Source organism: Halorubrum tebenquichense DSM 14210 (genome assembly GCF_000337415.1).
Taxonomy (GTDB): Archaea; Halobacteriota; Halobacteria; order Halobacteriales; family Haloferacaceae; genus Halorubrum; species Halorubrum tebenquichense.
Genome location: NZ_AOJD01000020.1, coordinates 1 through 2,436, shown reverse-complemented (window position 1 = coordinate 2,436; position 2,436 = coordinate 1). Strand labels below are relative to the sequence as shown.

Annotated in this window: 5 protein-coding genes; 4 read left to right on the top strand and 1 reads right to left on the bottom strand. The window is 61.1% G+C overall.

The window, feature by feature from the left end:
• The 3 genes from C472_RS01945 to hcsS all read left to right on the top strand — a co-directional run.
• Positions 1-262 (top strand): anion-transporting ATPase (locus C472_RS01945; RefSeq protein ID WP_006628102.1); only part of this gene is annotated, 262 nt, incomplete at its 5' end.
• Entirely contained in the window at positions 259-687 is a 429-nt protein-coding gene (gene hcsL / locus C472_RS01940) for a halo-CC-star protein HcsL (RefSeq protein WP_006628101.1), read from the top strand. The genes C472_RS01945 and hcsL, both read left to right, overlap by 4 nt.
• On the top strand, positions 678-902 hold the full coding sequence (hcsS, locus tag C472_RS01935) for a halo-CC-star protein HcsS (protein WP_006628100.1): 225 nt from the start codon (positions 678-680) through the stop codon (positions 900-902). Before hcsL ends, hcsS begins: the two co-directional genes overlap by 10 nt.
• 44 nt (positions 903-946) lie before the next feature.
• Here the strand turns inward: hcsS and C472_RS01930 are convergent, their stop codons facing one another.
• Positions 947-1,429: an arsenate reductase/protein-tyrosine-phosphatase family protein gene (locus tag C472_RS01930; RefSeq protein ID WP_006628099.1), complete on the bottom strand. Its 483-nt coding sequence runs from the start codon at positions 1,427-1,429 to the stop codon at positions 947-949.
• 198 nt (positions 1,430-1,627) lie between these two features.
• Here C472_RS01930 and C472_RS16830 point away from each other — a divergent pair, with 198 nt between their 5' ends.
• Positions 1,628-1,843, top strand: coding sequence for a hypothetical protein (locus tag C472_RS16830; RefSeq protein WP_152420586.1), 216 nt, complete (start codon positions 1,628-1,630; stop codon positions 1,841-1,843).
• Positions 1,844-2,436: the final 593 nt, after the last annotated feature.

The window sequence follows — 2,436 nt, the reverse complement described above, 5'->3', positions numbered from 1 at the left end:
GGTCGGCATCGAGACCTCGCTGGTCGTCGCCAACTACCTCCTCCCCGAGGAGTACGGCGACAACGCCTTCTTCGCCGATCGACGCGCGCAGCAGGCGCAGTACTTAGCGGAGATACGCGACCGGTTCGACGCGCCGCTCATGCTCGCCCCGCTCCGGCGCGACGAGCCGATCGGGCTCGACGAGCTGAGCGCCTTCGGCGACGAAGTCACCGGGCTGGCGGACGTCGCCGACGCGGACGCGCCGGAGGTGACTCCGTCGTGAGTGACGCCCGGAACTCCGACGACGCGACGGAGCGCGCCGCGGACTCGGCGGGCGAGGAGGCCGCCGGCGCGAGCGCGGAGGAAAACGTCGAGGCGGCGCTCCGCGAGTTCCTCGACGCACTCGGCGAGTCGGAGACGTACCGCCGCTTCGTCGCGGCCGACGAGGCGCTTCAGGCGGACGACGACGCGATGGCGCTGCTCCGCGAGTACCGGCGGAAACAACGGCAGCTGCAACGGGGCGGCTTCGACGAGTCGGTGATGGCCGAGCTGAAGCGGCTCCAGACCGAGATGTCGAACGACGAGACGATCCAGCGGCAGCAGGCCGCACAGGCCGAGCTCGTCGACCTCCTTCAGCGGACGAACGACGTCATCAGCGAGGCGATCGGCGAGGAGTTCGCGCGGTCCACCGGGGGTGGGTGCTGTTGAGCGTCTCCGATCGCGGTTCCGACGCGGACGGGGCCACCGACGACGAGGTCGTCGCGGCCGCCGAGGCCCTGGGCGAGGAACTCGCCGCCGCGAAGGAATCGTCGGCGGAGTTCGCGTTCGCCACGATGGTGATGCAGTGTAACGAGGCGATCGGCGGCGAGACGGGGATCGACTACGGCGACGTCTGCGGCGCTGACGACGGCGGCTGCTGTTAGCGCCGTCCGCCGGGAGCCGCGCCCGGCCAACTATTTTCGCCGGCTCACTCCGCGGACGGCGTCTCCGACAGAAGTTCGTCGAACAGCGCGACGACGCGCGCCTCGACCTCGTCGCGGATCTCGCGGACCTCCTCGATCGGCCGCCCGTGCGGGTCGCCGAGTCCCCAGTCGCGGTTCTCGCCGTTCCACGTCGCCGGGCACACGTCCGACGCCGAACAGCCCATCGTGACGACGAGGTCGACCGCCCGTAGCTCGTCGGGCGTCACCTCTTGTGGCGTCCGGTCGCCGACGTCGACGTCCACTTCCGCCATCGCCTCGACGACGACCTCGTGAACGCGATCGGCGGGCCGCGTCCCGCCGGTGATGATCTCGGTCCGGTCGCCCGCGTTTCGGCGGTCTCGTTCCCGTTCGGCGAACGCGGCGGCCATCTGGCTCCGTCCCGCGTTCTGGACGCAGACGAACGCGATCCGACGGGCCGTCTGCTCGCTGTGTTGCGTCACGACTCGCCGTGCGGGCGGCACCGACATAGCCGTTACTTCGGACCGCTATGGAGGGCTGTCGAGCGATCCCGAAACCGATCGCGTCGGCCTCCGCTCCGTCACGGCCGGCTCTGTTGAAATCCTCTTAGTTGAATTTTATGTAGTCTCGATTGCTCGGTACAGGTGAACCACAGATCGTTCAGTACAGAAGGAACAGTTAACAACAGATCGACAGTATATGTGCGTATGATGCGAAAGCTGTGGAAGATCTTTCTTTCTATGTTTAGCGGGAGTGCCAGAGATAGTGAGGATACTGAGGAAGACGACAGTCGCTTTGTTCCGTCTCCTCTCGATCTGTCTGTCCGATCCTCGCACGGTGGTTCCGGTGACGAGATTGAACGTGAGCTCAACAGTATCAACGAACAAGCGAAGGGGATTGAAGAGAACCAACCTAAGAAGTAAGCAGTTCCCATCTACCGGGTGTTTCATCCAATTTCATGTCTGAACAAGAGTTTTTCAATAGAGCCGTATCTGAGTAAACACGATCATTACTACTCTCCGAAAGCAAGTAATCACTATGATCAGCTTAAAAAGAATTTATTTGTTTAGTGCGATAGTAAATTTCATCGCAGTAGTGATCGCAATTTCAGATGTGTCACCATACTTACATCCTTATGCCGCACCAATATTTGCAGTACTCACAGGATTGGCGATGTTTGAGTGGAGTCGCACGGAGTGAAGTTGACACAGGTCGCGTTACGCCCGGGGATTGTTGTCTTTTTAAGCATGGTGCGAATAATACGTTAGTCATGAAGCGACAATTTATTGAATCAAACTCTTGCGATAGGCAGCTAAAACCCAATGACTGATGCGGTTGTTTGGCTGCTGGTTCTCGTCATCTTCCTACAGTTGCCCATCTCACTGATCGTTCGATACGACGCGAAGCGGCTCGGCCCAAACAGCCCGTTACGCTCTTGTGGCGGAGATTGTTGGTGAGTCATAGCGCAGTTTCGAGGATGGTTTTGAGTGCTTCTTTCCCCGGTTTTCGGAACACT

Excerpts from the sequence above, each read along its gene's own strand:
- C472_RS01930 (WP_006628099.1), bottom strand. The coding sequence starts at position 1,429 with ATGTCGGTGCCGCCCGCACGGCGAGTCGTGACGCAACACAGCGAGCAG.
- C472_RS16830 (WP_152420586.1), top strand. The coding sequence starts at position 1,628 with ATGATGCGAAAGCTGTGGAAGATCTTTCTTTCTATGTTTAGCGGGAGT.